Source organism: Mesorhizobium sp. M0208, assembly GCF_040322015.1.
Lineage (GTDB): Bacteria > Pseudomonadota > Alphaproteobacteria > Rhizobiales > Rhizobiaceae > Mesorhizobium.
The window spans coordinates 1-16738 of sequence record NZ_JAMYSP010000037.1 but is presented as its reverse complement, the minus strand read 5'-3'; the positions used below and the strand labels follow the sequence as shown (position 1 = coordinate 16738).

Sequence of the window (16738 nt, the reverse complement as noted above, 5' to 3'; positions counted from 1 at the left end):
CTAAAGCTCTGATTTGGTTGATCGGTTGGTGGCTGGTCCTCAGCCGGTTTTCGTCACGCCGTTGGATGCGGCGATCTGCTCGTGATGGCGGATCACTTCGCGGACGACGAAGTTCAGGAATTTCTCCGCGAAATCCGGGTCGAGATGGGCGTCCTTGGCCAGTTGGCGAAGACGGGCGATCTGCTCCTGCTCGCGCGCCGGGTCGGCAGGCGGCAGGCCATGTTCCGCCTTCAGCACGCCGACTGCCTTGGTGCAGCGGAAGCGCTCGGCCAGCATGTGGATCAGCGCCGCGTCGATGTTGTCGATCGAGGCGCGATAATTGGCCAGCGCCGCACGCGCGTCCGCCATGTCCTTCTCTTCGTTCATGGCGCTCTCACTTCTTCTTGCCGAGGCCATTCTTGCCAAGCATTGGCAGCCCACCACCGCCCGGCAGGCCGGGAAGTTTCATGCCGCCGGGCAGCCCAGGCAGGCCACCGCCACCGGGAAGACCACCGGGCAGGCCCTTCATGCCGCCGAGCCCGGCCGCCTGCGCCTGCTTCTGCAAGGCTTCGAGCTGCTTGGGGTCCATCTTGGAGAGATCCGGCATGCCGCCGCCCATCATGCCGCCTCCGGGACCGCCTGCGCCGCCAGGCATCATGCCGCCGAGCCCCATCTTGGAAGCGAGGCCGCCCATCATGCCGCGCATCAGGCCGCCGCCTTTGCCCTTGCCGCCCATCGCCTTCATCATGTCGGCCATGCCGCGATGCATCTTCAACAGTTTGTTGATTTCGGCCGCGTCGGTACCCGAGCCGGCGGCGATGCGCTTCTTGCGCGAGTGCTTCAGAATATCCGGGTTGGCGCGCTCGGCCTTAGTCATCGACGAGATGATGGCGAGCTGGCGGCCGAACATCTTGTCGTCGAGACCGGCGGCGGCCATCTGGTCCTTCATCTTGCCCATACCGGGCATCATCCCCATGATGCCTCCCATGCCGCCCATTTTCGACATTTGCTGAAGCTGGCCGGCGAGGTCGTTCAGGTCGAACTTGCCCGACTGCATTTTCCTGGCCATCGCCGCCGCCTGCTCGGCGTCGATGTTCTCGGCCGCCTTTTCGACGAGGCTGACGATGTCGCCCATGCCGAGGATGCGGTCGGCGATACGCTTGGGATGGAATTCCTCCAGCGCGTCCATTTTTTCGCCGGTGCCGATCAGCTTGATCGGCTGGCCGGTAACGGCGCGCATCGAGAGCGCCGCACCACCGCGGCCGTCGCCGTCCATGCGGGTCAGCACGAGGCCGGTGATGCCGACGCGCTCGTCGAAGCTTTTTGCCAGATTAACGGCGTCCTGGCCGGTCAGCGAATCGGCAACCAGCAGGATCTCGTGCGGCGACGACATCTTCTTGATGTCGGCCATCTCGACCATCAGCGGCTCGTCTATATGGGTGCGGCCGGCAGTGTCGAGGATGACGACGTCATGGCCGCCGAGCTTGGCCGCCTGCACGGCGCGGCGGGCGATATCGACCGGCGTCTGGCCGGCGACGATCGGCAATGTGGCGACCTTGACCTGCTCGCCGAGCTGGCGGAGCTGCTCTTGTGCGGCGGGACGCCGCGTGTCGAGCGAGGCCATCAAAACCTTCTTGTTTTGACGGTCGGTGAGGCGCCTGGCGATCTTGGCCGAGGTCGTCGTCTTGCCGGAACCCTGCAAGCCGACCATCATGATGACGACCGGAGCCGGTGCATTGAGATCGATGGCGACGCCCTCGGCGCCGAGCATCTCGACCAGCTCGTCATGGACGATCTTGACGACCATCTGGCCGGGCTTGATCGACTTGACCACGGCGGCGCCGACGGCCTTTTCGCGCACCTTGTCGGTGAAGGAACGCACCACTTCCAGGGCCACGTCGGCCTCGAGCAACGCACGGCGCACCTCGCGCAGCGCCGCCGAGACGTCAGCCTCCGACAAGGCGCCGCGGCCGGTGAGGCCGTTCAGGATCGAACCAAGGCGCTCTTGCAGGGACTCAAACATTGGTCAACCCACCGCGCGACAGCGCCTTGGATTGATTTTGATCCCTGTCGGGCCGATGGCCCTCCACGCCTCTTGTGCGTTCCTGTAGCGATTCAAACATTCTTTTTCCTTTTCCCTGGCACCCGGATGATGCCCGAGAGGTAATGCGTTCGCGCCAACTGTCCAAGCAAAAGCCGGTCCGGGCAAAAGCCCAAAGCCAAAAAGCACCCGGGGGCGCACAGCGCTGCCGGGTGTTGGCCTCCGGGATCGATTTACAGCACTTCACCTCAAGGAGGTTTCGGCGTCCCGGTCGGTTTGCTCGGAGGAATACTCGTCGCGGATTTCGCGGCGTGTAGACAGGAAATCGGCTGCAGAGTCAAGCTTTCGTCAGGCTTTGCGCCAAATATGCTCGGGGCAGCCAGGCAAGGCGCATCAGCGCACGCCGCCGGCGAGCGGCATATCCGGCTCGACCTTCAGCGGTGAGCGCGGATGCAAAAGCAACAGAACAGTCAACAGGCTGCTGACGATGCCGATCACGGCGATGAGGACGGCGTCTAAAGTCGTCCAGCCGGCGGATTCGAGCGGCTTGGCGTTGAACAGGGCGAAGGAATTATAGCTTTGCTGGTGCGAAATCAGCAGGAAACCGGTTAGATTGTTGCCGAGATGGGCGCCGAAGCCGGCACCGAGATTGCCGGTCGCATAGACCAGAAGCGTCAGCAACAGCGCAAAGGCGGCGATCGAGGCCAGCACGCAGGCATTGATGGCGGCGCTCGAACCTGGGCTCCAGTGCAGGGAGGTGAACAGCAATCCCGGCAGCAGCGCCCAGATGAAAGGGTTCTGGAACCGGCTCGCCAGGCTCCTGAGCAGATAACCGCGAAAAAGCATCTCCTCCGACGAGGTCTGCAGAAAGGTCAGGGCGGCGATCGGGATCAGGAACAAAAGCCACCAGGACAGGCCGATCGCGCCGCGCGCGATGTCGGGCTGCAAACCATAAAGCAGGATCTCGGAAAGCAGCGAGGTGATCAGCACCGCGGTCAGCCCTTTCAGGAACCCCGCCCAAGAAATGCGCCGGCTGACGCCAATCAGGGCGGTCAGCTTTTCGCGATGGATCCAGCGCATTGCAGCCCAAAGGCCGAGCCAGATTCCGGCAAATGAAGCCAGCGCCGCGAGGATGCCCGCAGGAGAGGCCATGAAATCCTGCACCGCTCCTCCACCTGGCGGGGCGGTGCCAGATGACGCCTGCCAAACGGCAAAGGCATATGTGCCGCCGAACAGCACGGCGGCAGTTGTTCCGAGCCAGAACAGGATGACGACCACCGCTCCAAGCAGAAGCCGCGGCAAAGTGGTCTTGTTGTTGGTGGTGTGCCGGTACTGTTGGAAGGCGGTTGGGTCGATCGTCACGCGGGCTCGCTGGCTGGTGCTTCGGCTCGCAAGGTCTAGAACATCGGCCGCAATGTGGAAACCGGTATTGCAGCGGCAGTACCGGCTTGTGGCAATGTCGGCAGTGCGAGCGGCCGCCGCTATAGGGCGACCGCCCTGCTTGTATCGTCAGCGCTCGACGTACATGATGCGCCTGGTGCCTGGATCGACCAGTGCCGGCTGGCCGTTCACATAAACATAGCGGTAATCATAGTCCGGAATCTCGCGCAGCTCGACGGTGTCAGGCAACGTCGCGCCGGTAACCACCTCACCCTCGAGATAGACCGGTTCGAGCCGATGCGTACGGACATAGGTGCGGATCTCGGCCGGCGGTCTGCGGATGGGCTCGATCGCCTCGCCGGCAACGATCGCTCCGGTATAGGTGTCGGAATATTCGGCGCTATCGGCAGGCGGTGTCACGACGGCAATGTCGGCGCTGGCCGGACGCTGTGTCAGGACCACACGGCTGCCGCCGAAATCGGCCGTCACATAGTCGGAATAGACCCAGCCCTGGCCGTTGGCCTCGGCGATGGTGCACCATTTGCTATTGGCGATGCAGCCGTCGAGCGTCGCGGACTGGCCGGCCGCGAGCACACCGATGACCGGATATTGTGGGCCGGGGCCGGCGCGTACATTGAGATCGGTGATGGCCGAGACGGCGGTGTCGGCCAAAGCAGAGCCCGACATCGCTATGAGCGCTCCGGCCACCGCCGGAAACAATATGCGTTTCATGGTTTTCTCTCCGTTTCACAGTCCCTTGGCACGGAAAACGAAGCAAAGCCGCATGCGTTCCGGCTAAAAGGCTTCGGCCGGCTCACGATTTGTTCCAGTCGTTTTCGGCAGGTCGGTCAAAAGCTCGTGAACAAAAGCAAGTTTTTGCGCCGCCACGTCCGAGATGACGAACGGATAGAGATCGGGCAGGCCCATGCAGCGGTTGATCGAGTTGGATGCCTCCGACAGCACCAGCCAGCGCTCGAGAATCCTTTCGAAGGGCTCTGGCCTGGGGGCGGGTTCCGATGGTGCCGGCTGCAACTTGCCGCCGGTATCGGCGCGCGGCAGCTCGTTGGCTTCAACGGTCTCCAGCCGGCCGAGCGGGAAATTCAGGGCATGCACCATCTCCAGCGTGTCGGTGATGTGCATGTGATGCGCCCATGTCTCGGCCCAGTCCTCCCATGGGTGCGACGTCGCATAGGCCGAGATATGGCGCTGCTGCCAGTCGGGCGGCGCGCCATCGGCATAATAGGTCTTCAGCGCCTGTTCGTAATCGGCGCGCTCGTCGCCGAACAAAGCGCGAAAACCGGCAAGCCTTTGCGGATCGTCGCGGATCAGGCGGTCCCAGTAATAATGGCCGAGTTCATGGCGGAAATGGCCGAGCAGCGTGCGGTAGTTCTCGCCCATCTCGACGCGCCGTCGCTCGCGCTCTGCCGAATCCGCCTCGGCGACGTTGAGCGTGATCCGGCCGTTGTCGTGGCCGGTCAAGATACGCTCGCCGCCGGGACCGCCGCCGATCGGATCGGCAAGAAAATCGAAAGCGAGGCCGATCTCGTCGCCGGGATTCTGCTTGGGTGCGACCGGCAGGCCGAAGGCGAGCAGCGAATACACGGCACGCTTCTTTGCCGCCTCGACACGGATCCAGCGGCGGCGGTTGCCGTCGACCGACAGATCCGGAATCAGCTGGTTCAGCGCACAGGCGCGGCAGAAGGCGTGGCCGGGCTCCGCCATCCAGTTGCAGGCGCATTCGTCGGCATTGGTGCAATGGAAGACGTCGCCGCCGGACAGCGCGAAGCGCGCATGCTCGGGATCGTAGACCACGAGGCTGGCGCAGTTCAGGCATTGCGCGTTCTCGAAATAGAGACGGTGGCCGCAATGCGGGCAGTCGAAAAGCTTCATTGGCGTCTCAAATCATTCGAAATGCGAAGGACAATACGAACAGGAGAACGCCAAACGCCTGTCAGCTGCCCACGTTCCTGCCGGCCGACGCTATTTTGCCGCAAGCTGGGCGACGACCTCCTTGGCCACTGCCGCGCCCGATAGCCTGGCGCCGCCGCAGGTCTGCATCAGCGGACCGGCCAAATGCTCGCCGGCGAAGAAGATCTTTTCCGCCACCGGCTGCATCAGCGTGGCGCGCGCTTGCGAGCGGCCTGGCCGCGCCGCCGCATAGGCGCCGCGCACGAACCGCTCAGCGCCCCAATTGGTCATCATCGCGCGTCCGACATGTTTTCGCACGTCGCCGCCAAAGATGCCGCAGAGCCGGTCGACGACGAAGTCGATGCCGGCCGCCTCGCCCGCCGCCGACATCTCCCAGGCGAAATCGCCGCCGACGAAACCGACCATCAGATCGAGGTCGAAGGGAAAGCAGAGGAAGTAGATGTCGTGTCTGGCCAGCCGCTCGATCAGCAAATCGTCGAACGGCTCCAGGCCGAGCCTTGTACCGGATATTTCGACCGGCAGCTTGGTCAGCATGCCCATCGGCAGGTCAAAGAAGGCGGCGAAATGCGCGTCGGGGAGTGCAGGCGAGAACGCAATCTCCTCGAAGGCGAGCACTGCCGGCGAGGCGGTGACGATAACCGCCTTGGCGCAGATGGTACCGCGATCGGTGACGCAGGCTACGCCCGGCCCATCCCAGACGATCTTGCGCACCGGCGTCGACAGTGCCACCGGCACATCGGCGCCGAAGCGCGCAACCAGCGTACCGAAGCCTTCCCTGGTGAAATAGTTCGGATCGAGATCGGCGGCGGCCTGAAAGTCGCGGATCGATATCTCGTCCTCGTCGGCGCCGAAATCCATCGGCCCGGCGAAGGTTGCGGCGGCGCGCGGCGCGTGTCCCTTGGCGAGCAATGCCGAAAGACGGTCGTCGTCGCCTTCCCTCACCTGATGTGCCGCCACCAGTTCGAACAGCCTTGCGTCGGCCACCTTCATCGCCGCCTCTTCGGCTTCGCTTGCCTTTCGCTCGCGGTAGTAGAGATGATCGACATTCATGTCGTGATGGTGAAGCGTCCAGGCGGCGGCTTTCGCCTCGGGAAAATAGGGATTGCGGTCCGCGGCATGCAACTAGGCGCAGCCGATGTCGAACGGCACGCCGAAATGCTGATCGCTGGTCCAGGCGCGGCCGCCAATGCGGTTCATCGCTTCCAACAATTTGAAGGAAAAACCGGCAGCGCGCAGGGTCTTGGCAGCCGAAAGCCCGGCTGAACCGGCGCCGATGATCACGACGTCAACGTCTTCCATGCTTATTCTGCCCCCGCCACAATAATTACTTGATCGTAGGCAAATTCCCGGGTGTCCGCCAGTGTGGTGGATTTGAGGTTCCTGCTGTATTGAGTGCATCGGCGTGGCGCCGGGGCAGTGACAAGCAGGTGTTTCGCAGGCAAGTTCGCAATTGGGAACGTGATTCAGGCAACCAGGAGAGCAGCATGGCATTTCTTGCCAAGAAGATGTTTGTAGTGGCCACGGTGGTGGCGGTGCTTGCGCTGGCGACGGGCGCAGGGGCGGCCAGCTGTGGCAAGAGCGGCGCCGGCTTCGAGGCGTGGAAACCGGAGTTCGCCGCAGAGGCCAAGGCCGACGGCGTCGGCTCGAAGGGTCTGGCCGCTCTGGCTCGCGCAACCTACGCGACAAAGACGATCTCCGTTGACCGCGCCATCCATAAGGCTTTCAGCGGCTCGGTGGAAGCTTTCATGAAGCGCCGTGGCGCGTCCGCGATCATTGCCAGGGGCCGTGCACTGAAGAAGGCCAATGCTGCGCTGTTCGACAAGATCGAACAGAATTACGGCGTGTCGCCGGGCGTGTTGCTCGCCATCTGGGGCATGGAAACCGGCTTCGGTTCCGCCATGGGCAACCAGAATACGGTCTCCGCCATTTTAACGCTCGCTTATGACTGCCGCCGTCCGGAGTTCTTCTACCCGCATGCCATTGCGGCCCTGAAGCTGGTTGATCGCGGAGCGTTGAGCGCCTCGTCGGTCGGTGCCGCGCATGGCGAGATTGGTCACACGCAGTTCCTGCCCGGAAATGTTTTGACATATGGCGTAGGCAACAAAAACCTGCGCGACAAGGCCACTGCGTTGGCTTCTACCGCCAACTTCCTCAAGAGTCATGGTTGGCGACCGGGCGCCAGCGCGCAGGCGAATATCGGTGCAATTGCCGGCTGGAATTCCGCGAGCGTCTACCAACAGGCCATCGCCCAGATCGCCGACGCGATCGACGGCGGCTGACTAGAAATGTCCGTTCGACAAAAAGCCCGGCCGTGTGCCGGGCTTTTTTGTCGGTGCGTGTGGCATGCCAAGAGAGGCGAGCGCCTGGGCTCTCAATTGTTCACGTAACCGCCGCCCAATGGGCATTTCTTGGAAGCGGGAACCTCGAAGGAGCCTGCGTAAACATTTGAGCAGGTACGGAACTTGGAGTTCCGTGGCGTTGAAGGAGCCGCCTTTGGCCTGCCCTCGATCACCGTCGGGACTCCGGCAGCTTGCGAGTAGCTGCCGCCCAAGGGGCATTTCTCGGAAGCGGCAACCTCGAAGGAGCCGGTGATAACATTTGAGCAGGTACGGAATTTGGGGTTCCGCGGCGCCGGGGTGGCCCTAGCAGCCGCCTTTGACTTGCCCTTGATGACCATCCAGATTTCGGTCGGTTGATCTAGCTGCAGGCTGTTTATGTCGGAGTAGCTGATGCGTCCGGTGCGCACCCCTTCGGCAAGGCGCTGGCAGAACAGGGCCGGCATGTGCTCCTGCGAGACGCCCATGAAAGAGGCGATATCGTGCTTGAGCGTGATGCTCCACAGGTGGACAGCAGAGATGCACCCGTCTGGATTCTGCTCGCGTTTCGAGGCCGCCTGCGAGGACTGGCATCCAATAAAGACGATGGCTGCCGCAAGCAGGAGAAAAATGGCGTTTTCATTATCAGAATCCCTCCGTCCCGCGAGGGATACCAAATAGAAACCCGGCGTCTCCGCCGGGTTTTCCTGGAATAGTGTTTGGCTCAACCCGTGCGGCTGCGCGCGGCCAATGTCCTAAGCCTGAGCGCGTTGAGGCGGATGAAACCTTCGGCATCCTTCTGATCATAGGCGCCGCGGTCGTCCTCGAAGGTGACCAGCGCATCGGAATAGAGCGTCTTCCTCGACTTGCGGCCGGTGACAATCACGTTGCCCTTGTAGAGCTTCAGCCGCACGGTGCCTTCAACGTCTTCCTGGCTCTTGTCGATCATCGCCTGCAGCATCAGCCGCTCGGGCGCGAACCAGAAGCCGTTATAGATCAGCTCGGCATAGCGCGGCATGAACTCGTCCTTGAGATGGGCGGCTCCGCGGTCGAGCGTGATCGATTCGATCGCCCGGTGGGCCGATATCAGGATGGTGCCGCCGGGGGTCTCGTAGACGCCGCGCGATTTCATGCCGACGAAACGGTTCTCGACCAGATCTAGCCTGCCAATGCCGTTGTCGCGGCCGAGATCATTGAGCGCCGCCAGCATCGTCGCCGGCGACAGTTTCTTGCCGTCGAGCGCGATCGGATCGCCTTTGAGGAATTCGATCTCGATCTCGGTGACCTCATCCGGCGCATCCATCGGCGATATGGTGCGCTGGTGGACGAATTCCGGCGGCTCGCTCCACGGGTCCTCTAGCACCTTGCCCTCGGAGGAGGAGTGCAGAAGGTTGGCGTCGACCGAGAACGGCGCATCGCCCTTCTTGTCCTTCGGCACCGGGATCTGGTGCTGCTCAGCGAAGTTGATCAGGTCGGTGCGCGACTTGAACGACCAGTCGCGCCAGGGTGCGATGACCTTGATGTCGGGGTTCAGCGCATAGGCGGAAAGCTCGAAACGCACCTGATCGTTACCCTTGCCGGTGGCCCCATGCGCGATCGCGTCGGCGCCGGTCTCCCTGGCGATCTCGACAAGATGTTTCGAGATCAGCGGCCGGGCGATCGAGGTGCCGAGCAGATAGCTGCCCTCATAGACGGCGTTGGCGCGGAACATCGGGAAGACGAAATCGGATACGAACTCCTCGCGGACATCTACGATGCGGATGTCCTTGATGCCCATCATCTCGGCCTTGCGCCTAGCCGGCTCCAGTTCGCCACCCTGGCCGAGATCGGCGGTGAAGGTGACGACCTCGGCGCCGAGCTCGGTCTGCAGCCATTTCAGGATGATCGAGGTATCGAGGCCGCCGGAATAGGCGAGCACGACTTTCTTGACGGCTTTTGCTTTCGACATGGTGGGCAGTTCCGCGACAGGGGTTCTTCGCGGGCGAGGTATCACGGCGTTTTAGGCCAGCGCAAGGGACGAACGATGCTGGACCAGATGCTGTATCGCTCAGAGGCTGGCGAGCACACGGGTCCTGCGCTATGGCTGCGCCGTCTTTTGCCGCTACGAGACGAGCCATGTCCTTCATCCCCGACAGTGCCACGCTTATCCAGTTCTCCATCGCCACCTTCATCCTGGCGATCACGCCCGGGCCTGACATGACGCTGTTCGTCTCGCGCACGCTGAGCCAGGGCCGTGCCACCGGTTTTGCCTCGATGACCGGCGCCTTGTGCGGCACGCTGATTCACACCACGCTGGTGGTGGTCGGCGTCTCGGCGCTGATCGTCGCCTCGCCGATGGCGTTCTTCGTGCTGAAGATTTTCGGCGCCGGCTATCTGGTCTTCCTGGCATGGCAGGCGATCACAAAAGGGTCGGCGTTTTCACCGGAGAAGAAGAGCGGGCCGCAGATCTCACTGTTCCGCAGCTGGGCCGCGGGGCTCGGGGTCAACCTGCTCAACCCGAAGATCATCCTGTTCTTCATGACCTTCCTGCCGCAATTTGTCTCCGCCCATGACCCCAATGCGCCGGGAAAGCTGTTCTTCCTCGGCGCGATGTTCGTCGTGCTGGCAATCCCGGTGACGGCGCCGATGGTGCTGGCGGCGGAAAAATTCTCGGCCGCGATGAAATCCAGCCCGCGTGTGACCCGCGTCGTCGACTATCTGTTTGCCGGAGTTTTTTCGGCCTTCGCGCTCAAGATCCTGACGGCCCAGGCGAAATAGGTACTTTCATTTTGCCCATGATCCTTTCCGAACCTTTGGTTCGGGGTCATGCGCTGATCTGGCGCCAGCTTCCGGCCGAGCGCCCGGCGCTCAGCCAGTAGAAAATACCGCCGACCATACCGCAGCCGATCACCGCCAGCATGACGCTGGTGTTGGTAACCTCGAAATTGGCATCGGCCGTCTGGTGGACGAAGCCGAGGAAGACCGCCGCCACCGCCGCGCCCGCCAGTGCATAGAACAGCCAGTCCCGCCGGCCAAGGACCTCGGAAACCAGGATGGCGATGGCCGCCGGCATGAAAGCGAAATAGGCGACGAACAGCCCGACGAAGGGGACTGAAAACCACAGCGAAGCCTGCGCCGCCGGTTGAATCTCGTCCGTCATCAGCCCAAGAGACGCCAGGAACATGATGTTAAGGAAGGCGCTTGCCGCCAGCGAAGCAACGCCATAGCCGACAAGGATGACGGCGAAGCGGATCAGATAGGCGACGACGCGGTTCACACCTCGCCATGCCCCGCGATCATCATCGCTTCCAGCGCCAGCCGGTCGACCTTGCGCATACGCTCGGAGTCCGACTTGAGCTGGCCGCAGGCGGCGAGGATGTCGCGGCCGCGCGGCGTGCGGATCGGCGAGGCATAGCCGGCATTGTTGATGTAGTCGGCGAACTTCTCGATCGTTTCCCAGTCCGAGCACTGATAGTTGGTGCCCGGCCACGGATTGAACGGAATCAGATTGATCTTGGCGGGGATGCCCTTGAGCAACTTGACCAGCGCCTTGGCGTCCTCGATTGAATCGTTGACGTCCTTCAGCATCACATATTCGAAGGTGATCCGCTTGGCGTTGGACAGGCCGGGATAGGCCCGGCAGGCAGCGATCAGCTCGTTCAGCGGATACTTCTTGTTGATCGGCACCAAAAGGTCGCGCAGATCGTCATTGGTGGCGTGCAGCGAGATCGCCAGCATCACACCGATCTCCTCGCCGGTGCGGAAGATCTCGGGCACGACACCCGATGTCGAGAGCGTGATGCGCCTCTTCGACAGGGAAAGCCCGTCGCCGTCGGATGCGATCAGCAGCGCCTTCTTCACCGCCTCGAAATTATAGAGCGGCTCGCCCATGCCCATCATGACGACGTTGGACACTTTCCGGCCCTCGGCCGGCACGATGGCGCCGTCGGGTGTGTCGCGGTCGGGGAAATCGCCGAGCCGGTCGCGGGCGGTCAAAAGCTGGGCGAGGATTTCCTCGGCGGTCAGGTTGCGCACCAGCTTCTGCGTGCCGGTGTGGCAGAAGGAGCAGGTCAGGGTGCAGCCGACCTGCGAAGAGATGCAGAGCGTGCCGCGGCCTTCTTCGGGAATGTAGACGGTCTCGATCTCGACCGGCCGGCCGGCGCCGCGCGGCGGAAAGCGGAACAGCCATTTGCGCGTGCCGTCGGAGGAAATCTGCTCCTCGACGATCTCGGGCCTGGCAACGGTGAAATGCGTGTCAAGGGCGGCGCGCAGATCCTTGGAGATGTTGAACATGCCGGCAAAGTTGGAAACGCCGCGCACATAGATCCAATGCCAGAGCTGTTGGGCGCGCATTTTCGCCTGGCGCTCCGGCACGATGCCGGCGGCGACGAGGGCGGCCCCGAGTTCGGCGCGCGTCAGGCCGATCAGCGACGGCTTTTCAGGCGTCGTGCGGGTGCGCAACGCGTCACGCGCGCCCTCAGTGGTGAGATCGAATGAAAGGGTCATTGTTGCGCCAATATAAGCGATTTGCGGCCGAGTACAGCATCGTGCCCGAAATGAAGCGCGGCGCATAGCACAGGTTAGCGGCGGAGTCATGCAGGTGGTCTTCCCTTCTCCCCTGGGAGAAGGTGGCCCGAGCGTAGCTCGGTCGGGGGTGTTCCAGCTTGGCGCCGACCGCGTTCCGTCCAACACCCCTCTTCCGTCTCGGCGCTGCGCGCCGATCCACCTTCTCCCACAAGGAGGGAAGGGAAGACCGCGCCTAACCGCCTACTTGCACTTGGCGATCGAGGCCAGCGCCGCCGAGATGCCCTTCAGCGAGAAGACGTAAGTGGTGGTGTTGCCGCGGCCGGACTTGGCCGACACCTTCATGTCCGTGCCGGTCTTCATCGCGGCGATCAGCACCGGCTCCTCGGCGGCGTTCTCGACCCAGGCCGACTTGCCGCGCGTGAACATCGAGAAAGACTTCTTGTCGATGGTGACGGTGGCCTTGGAACCCTCCTGGAAGGTATAGCCGGCAATGAATTGCGGCTCGTAGGACACTTGCTGCCCCGGCCGCTGGCTGACGAAGAAGAACATGTCGCCGTGATCGAGCGTCGGCGGCTGCTTGTCGGTTGGCACGGTCAGGACATAGCAGACCTTGCCGCCGCCCGACGCCTGATAGCTGTAGGTGCCCCAGGCATTATGCTGGCCGATCTTGGTGGCCGACTGCGCCAGCGCGGGCGCCGTCAGGGCCACCAGGGCCAGGCTGGAAACTATAGCAATCAATCCGCGCATCGCTTTTCCCGTATTCCACTGGTGCGGCGGCAGGCCGGCTCGGCGTCCTGCCCGTCGCTTCATTTTGATTTAATCTGGGTTACCAAACGGTGAATTTCCCTAAGAAAAGGATGTTCACGCCAGGAAACCGCCGCCGTCTTCGCGCTGCCGCCCGAAAAAGCGGCTGGCGCACTGTCCCTGCCGCGACTTGGAGGCCACGAAAACGGCAAGAGTTTGACTTTTCAAGCAGCTAGGTTTCGCGGCGATTCCCGCTTTTCTTGAGGTACGTGACGAATTTCCCTGCAGGCGGTACCATGTCTGCGTTCGTTGCCACGGCACTCGGCCAGGGTGCCCTCCTTGGCGGCTTACGGGAGATTTGGCCATGGCCATTTCCGAGACAGTCCTGATCCTCGCGGGCGGCACAGTCGTCCTGGCGATTGTGTTCGGCATTCGTGTCGCCGTCCGCGCGGCGGCTAGCGGCGCGGTGCCCCGGTCGGATGGCGGAGAGGCGGCGGGCGGATCGGGCGCGTCCGACGTTCCCGGGGTCATTGCGCTACCGCCTTTGATTTTCCTCGGCTTCCTGGCGGCGGCAACCGTGCTCGAGGTGCTCGCGCCCCTCCCGGTCATGGCCGGGCAGGCGCTCGCCCGCTATCTGGCCGGCGCCGTGCTCGCGGTGTGCGGCTTCGTGTTCCTCTTTATGGCGGCGGGCCGCTTTCAGGCCGCTGGAACCAACATACCACCGACCTTGCCAACGACGGCGCTGGTCGTCGACGGTATCTATCGGCGGACCAGAAACCCCTTGTATCTGGGAGCGACCCTCATTTATCTGGGCCTCGGCGTCGCCGCCGGAAGTCTTTGGGCTATCGCGCTCGTCATCCCCCTGCTGTAGGTGATCAATACCGGCGTCATCGCGCCGGAAGAGCGCTATCTCGAGCGGAAGTTCGGAGATGCCTATCGCGCCTACAAGGCGCGGGTGCGGCGGTGGGTTTGACGGCCGGAAAGTCTCGCGCGATTTTTTGCGCCGTGCCGGCTCAGCTCTTGTCGGCGATGGCCTGTTTGGCGGCGAGCCGGTGCGCGGGCGTGATGTGGGCGCTGACGGTTGTGATCGCGGCGGTCAGCACGGCGATGTCGTCGGTGAAGCCAAGCCCAACCATGAAATCGGGGATGACGTCCGTCGGCAGCACGAAATAGCCGAGCGCAGCCAGCAATGTGCCCTTGGCGCGAAGCGGCGTCTTCTTGTCCATGGCGCAGTAATAGGCGGCGACCACCTCTTCCATAAACGGGATATGACGGGCGGCTTTCTTCGCCGTACGCCAGAACTTGTCGCGCACGTCACTCTCGTTGCCCGGCTTGCTGCCGAGGCCGAAGAAATCAAAACCGGATTTTTGCGCCATTAATCTCTCCTTGCGGCCGTCGCGTGACTTCACGCATGACCGCGAGGCAAAATGTGGTGAAAGCCGAACCTCGCTGCAAGGTGTAGCTAGGCTCAGCCGCCGAAATAGCGGTTCATCTTTCTGGCCAGATCGAAATCCAGCGCCGTCAGGCCGCCGGCGTCGTGCGTGTTGAGGGTCACGTTTACCGTCTTGTAGACATTCGACCAGTCGGGATGGTGGTCCATCTTCTCCGCCGCCAGGGCGACGCGGGTCATGAAGGCAAAGGCTTCGGAGAAATTCTTGAAGGTGAAGGTGCGGGTGATCGAGCCGCCATCCTTGGCAAGCGACCAGCCTTCGAGGCCGGCAAGTTCGGCGCGGATCGCCTCTTTTGCTAGTTTCTCCCTGGCCATATCCGCCTACCGCATGATCCGCGAAGCGTCGGCGGCGCCGACCAAACGGCTGGCGACGCGGTTGTCGGCACCTGAAAGCGGCCAGGCCTCCTCGACGACGTAAGGCCCGCCGCCGACCGAATCGCGCGACGACATCAGCACGAAGCGGCCGACCCGGAACGGCAGCGTCGAAAAATTGCCGCGTGCCGACAGGTACTGGGCGACATCGAGCGGGCTCGAATTGCGCAGGCGGGCCAGCGTCACATGCGGCATGAACTTGCGCGGGTCGGCCGGGATGCCGAGCCGCTGGCAGATGCGCTCGATCTCGGCCTGCAATGCGGAAAGATCGGGCGAAGCGGCGACCCCGGCCCACACCGCATGCGGCTTCTTCTGGCCGAAGGCGCCGACGCCGGACAGCGTCAGCGGGAAGGAGGAGCGGTGAACACGGTCGAGCGCGTTGGCGATTTCGTCGGCGACATGGCCCTCGACATCGCCGATGAAGCGCAGCGTCAGATGGTAGTTCTCGACGTCGATCCAGCGGGCTCCGGGCAGGCCGCCCCTGAGCAGGGACAGCGAAAGAGCGGCATCACGCGGTATTTCGAGGGCGGTAAAAAGACGCGGCATGGGAAGCCTCCTGTCCTCGAATCGAACTCTTGCACCTAGCGAATCATCGATATTCGAACGGGGCAAGCGGTTTGTTGGTCGCAGGGCTGCCTAAAAGCTTCCCCAACGGAATGTGGTGCGGCGGCGAACCCTCGCCTTCAGGAATTACCCCGCACCGTTGCAATGGCCTTCTCCACACCGGGCAGCATACCCTCGACGATGCGGTCGACGCCTCCGGCGTTCGGATGAAGGCCGTCCTCGAGCTGCAGGACGGATTGACCAGCGATGCCCTCGAGAAAGAAAGGATAGAGCGGCACGCCGTATTTTTCAGCCAGTCGCGGAAAGATTGCGTCGAACGCCTTCTGGTAGTCGGCGCCGAGATTGGGCGCCGCGCGCATTCCGGCAAGCAAAACGGCGATCTTGCGCTGCTTCAGTTTTGCCAGCATGGCGTCCAGGTTTTTTTCCGCTATGGCTGGCGAAACGCCGCGCAGCATGTCGTTGGCGCCGAGCTCCAGGATGACGAGTTGCGTTCCGTCCGGCACCGACCAGTCGAGCCGTGACAGGCCGCCGCTCGTCGTATCGCCGGAGACGCCAGCATTGGCGACCGTGACATCGTAGCCCTTGGCGCGAAGCGCCGACTGCAGCTTTTCGGTGAAGCCCTGACCTGGCCCGAGGCCATAACCCGCCATCAAGCTGTCGCCCAAACCGACAATGGTGAACGGTTCGGCGCTCGCCGACGAAATGGCGCCGCAAACGGCGAGAAAAAGGGCGAAGGCTGCGGCAAAGGTGTGTTTGAAAGCCATGCGGCAGGCCCCATATGAACCAGGAACATCTGTTGGCGAAGGCAGGTTTTCATCTTTTGTCGAGCATCGGATGCTCTAGCCTTCATCCTCCATATAGGACGATTTGATTTTGGAAGAAGCCGTCATTTCGCTGAAAGACGTATCGCTGACGCTTGGTGAAGGTGGCTCCTCGGTCCATGTGCTGAAGGGCGTCAGCCTCGATGTGGCGGGCGGCGAAGCGACAGGCATCGTTGGACCCTCAGGTTCGGGAAAGTCGACATTGCTGATGGTTTTGGCTGGGCTTGAAAGGGTCGATTCGGGCACGGTTCGAATTGCCGGCGAGCTGCTCAACGGCAAAAGCGAAGACCAGATCGCATCGTTTCGGGGGCGAAGCATCGGCATCGTATTCCAGTCTTTCCATCTCATCCCCAACATGACGGCGCTGGAAAACGTTGCCGTCCCGCTGGAGCTTGCCGGCCATGCCGATCCGTTCGGCGTGGCGGCGCGCGAGCTGGCGGCGGTCGGCCTCAGCGATCGCGTCACCCATTACCCCGGCGAATTGTCTGGCGGCGAGCAACAGCGCGTGGCGATCGCCCGGGCGCTGGCGCCGTCGCCGCGCATCCTGATCGCCGACGAGCCGACCGGCAATCTCGACCAGGCGACGGGGCGGCACGTCGCCGACCTGCTGTTTGCCAAGGCCGCGGAACGCGGCATG

The 16738-nt window shown here is 62.9% G+C and carries 20 protein-coding genes; 4 read left to right on the top strand and 16 right to left on the bottom strand.

The window, feature by feature from the left end; all coding sequences use genetic code 11:
* Positions 1-39 precede the first annotated feature (39 nt).
* From NKJ17_RS27190 to NKJ17_RS27160, 7 genes are all read right to left on the bottom strand, one after another.
* The gene (locus NKJ17_RS27190) at positions 40-366 is read right to left on the bottom strand and encodes a chorismate mutase (protein ID WP_254817890.1); all 327 of its coding nucleotides are present in this window, start codon (positions 364-366) and stop codon (positions 40-42) included.
* Between the two features lie 7 nt (positions 367-373).
* Positions 374-2002 carry a signal recognition particle protein gene (gene ffh / locus NKJ17_RS27185; protein ID WP_352690923.1) on the bottom strand — a complete coding sequence of 543 codons (1629 nt, stop codon included), beginning with the start codon at positions 2000-2002 and terminating at the stop codon, positions 374-376.
* Between the two features lie 411 nt (positions 2003-2413).
* Positions 2414-3382 (bottom strand): CPBP family intramembrane glutamic endopeptidase, encoded by a 969-nt coding sequence (locus NKJ17_RS27180; RefSeq protein WP_352690921.1) that lies wholly within the window; start codon positions 3380-3382, stop codon positions 2414-2416.
* A 147-nt stretch (positions 3383-3529) separates the two neighbouring features.
* Positions 3530-4132, bottom strand: a complete 603-nt coding sequence (locus tag NKJ17_RS27175; RefSeq protein ID WP_352479695.1) for a DUF1236 domain-containing protein — start codon at positions 4130-4132, stop codon at positions 3530-3532.
* Positions 4133-4195: 63 nt separating this feature from the next.
* The gene (locus tag NKJ17_RS27170) at positions 4196-5290 is read right to left on the bottom strand and encodes a zinc-binding metallopeptidase family protein (protein ID WP_352479694.1); all 1095 of its coding nucleotides are present in this window, start codon (positions 5288-5290) and stop codon (positions 4196-4198) included.
* Between the two features lie 90 nt (positions 5291-5380).
* A complete protein-coding gene (locus tag NKJ17_RS27165; RefSeq protein ID WP_352507355.1) occupies positions 5381-6451 on the bottom strand; it encodes a flavin monoamine oxidase family protein in 1071 nt (356 codons plus the stop codon).
* On the bottom strand, positions 6452-6628 hold the full coding sequence (locus NKJ17_RS27160; protein ID WP_352507354.1) for an FAD-dependent oxidoreductase: 177 nt from the start codon (positions 6626-6628) through the stop codon (positions 6452-6454). It abuts the gene before it with no gap.
* Positions 6629-6813: 185 nt separating this feature from the next.
* On the opposite strand from NKJ17_RS27160, the gene NKJ17_RS27155 reads away from it, so the two are divergent.
* A complete protein-coding gene (locus NKJ17_RS27155; RefSeq protein WP_352507353.1) occupies positions 6814-7608 on the top strand; it encodes a lytic murein transglycosylase in 795 nt (264 codons plus the stop codon).
* 92 nt (positions 7609-7700) lie between these two features.
* Here the strand turns inward: NKJ17_RS27155 and NKJ17_RS27150 are convergent, their stop codons facing one another.
* On the bottom strand, positions 7701-8372 hold the full coding sequence (locus tag NKJ17_RS27150) for a hypothetical protein (RefSeq protein WP_352507352.1): 672 nt from the start codon (positions 8370-8372) through the stop codon (positions 7701-7703).
* Positions 8369-9592: an argininosuccinate synthase gene (locus tag NKJ17_RS27145; RefSeq protein ID WP_352507351.1), complete on the bottom strand. Its 1224-nt coding sequence runs from the start codon at positions 9590-9592 to the stop codon at positions 8369-8371. Before NKJ17_RS27145 ends, NKJ17_RS27150 begins: the two co-directional genes overlap by 4 nt.
* Positions 9593-9759: 167 nt before the next feature.
* Between NKJ17_RS27145 and NKJ17_RS27140 the strand changes: the two genes are divergently transcribed.
* The gene (locus tag NKJ17_RS27140; RefSeq protein WP_352507350.1) at positions 9760-10401 is read left to right on the top strand and encodes a LysE family translocator; all 642 of its coding nucleotides are present in this window, start codon (positions 9760-9762) and stop codon (positions 10399-10401) included.
* A gap of 46 nt (positions 10402-10447) precedes the next feature.
* Here NKJ17_RS27140 and NKJ17_RS27135 read toward each other — a convergent pair whose 3' ends face one another.
* The 3 genes from NKJ17_RS27135 to NKJ17_RS27125 form a co-directional block, all read right to left on the bottom strand.
* Entirely contained in the window at positions 10448-10900 is a 453-nt protein-coding gene (locus tag NKJ17_RS27135) for a hypothetical protein (RefSeq protein WP_352507349.1), read from the bottom strand.
* Positions 10897-12129: a dual-specificity RNA methyltransferase RlmN gene (gene rlmN / locus NKJ17_RS27130; RefSeq protein WP_352507348.1), complete on the bottom strand. Its 1233-nt coding sequence runs from the start codon at positions 12127-12129 to the stop codon at positions 10897-10899. The genes NKJ17_RS27135 and rlmN overlap by 4 nt, the downstream gene beginning before the upstream one ends.
* 261 nt (positions 12130-12390) lie before the next feature.
* Positions 12391-12897, bottom strand: coding sequence for an invasion associated locus B family protein (locus NKJ17_RS27125; protein WP_023721899.1), 507 nt, complete (start codon positions 12895-12897; stop codon positions 12391-12393).
* Between the two features lie 361 nt (positions 12898-13258).
* Between NKJ17_RS27125 and NKJ17_RS27120 the strand changes: the two genes are divergently transcribed.
* Complete coding sequence (locus NKJ17_RS27120; RefSeq protein WP_352507347.1) at positions 13259-13765, top strand: methyltransferase family protein; 507 nt, start codon at positions 13259-13261, stop codon at positions 13763-13765.
* Positions 13766-13907: 142 nt separating this feature from the next.
* On the opposite strand, the gene NKJ17_RS27115 is transcribed toward NKJ17_RS27120, so the two are convergent.
* The 4 genes from NKJ17_RS27115 to NKJ17_RS27100 form a co-directional block, all read right to left on the bottom strand.
* On the bottom strand, positions 13908-14270 hold the full coding sequence (locus tag NKJ17_RS27115) for a YkvA family protein (protein WP_352507346.1): 363 nt from the start codon (positions 14268-14270) through the stop codon (positions 13908-13910).
* Between the two features lie 92 nt (positions 14271-14362).
* Positions 14363-14659, bottom strand: a complete 297-nt coding sequence (locus tag NKJ17_RS27110) for a 4a-hydroxytetrahydrobiopterin dehydratase (RefSeq protein WP_254817876.1) — start codon at positions 14657-14659, stop codon at positions 14363-14365.
* 6 nt (positions 14660-14665) lie between these two features.
* Entirely contained in the window at positions 14666-15262 is a 597-nt protein-coding gene (gene thpR / locus NKJ17_RS27105; RefSeq protein WP_352507345.1) for an RNA 2',3'-cyclic phosphodiesterase, read from the bottom strand.
* Between the two features lie 137 nt (positions 15263-15399).
* Positions 15400-16044: an arylesterase gene (locus NKJ17_RS27100; protein ID WP_352507344.1), complete on the bottom strand. Its 645-nt coding sequence runs from the start codon at positions 16042-16044 to the stop codon at positions 15400-15402.
* A gap of 109 nt (positions 16045-16153) precedes the next feature.
* Here NKJ17_RS27100 and NKJ17_RS27095 point away from each other — a divergent pair.
* Positions 16154-16738, top strand: a 585-nt coding sequence (locus NKJ17_RS27095; RefSeq protein WP_352690916.1) for an ABC transporter ATP-binding protein, incomplete at its 3' end; no start/stop codon positions are given.